1 pseudogene is annotated in these 225 nt (G+C 51.1%); it reads right to left on the reverse strand.

The window, feature by feature from the left end:
* A pseudogene (locus RRF55_RS28565) lies at positions 1-189 on the reverse strand (hypothetical protein); the annotation flags it as partial.
* Between the last annotated feature and the right edge of the window lie 36 nt (positions 190-225).

The following is a 225-nucleotide window of genomic DNA, read 5'->3' on the forward strand; positions in this document are numbered from 1 at the left end:
GCTGTACGCGGCAGAAGGAGATACATTTTTGCCTTCAACGGTAGTGGCACGCATGGAGGCACAAATCCGCTGCTGATCGATGAATGGCAGTTCGGCAACCGAGATGCCGTCGACAAACTGGATACCGCAGAGAATGCCCGTGTACCCCAAAAATTGAGGCTCCAATAAACGAATTTTTGCTGGTTTCATTCTTCTTCTCACTTAATGGGCGGCATCGCCGCCCAT

The sequence above is a fragment of the Klebsiella sp. K47 genome (assembly GCF_051858335.1).
Taxonomy (GTDB): Bacteria; Pseudomonadota; Gammaproteobacteria; order Enterobacterales; family Enterobacteriaceae; genus Klebsiella; species Klebsiella pneumoniae.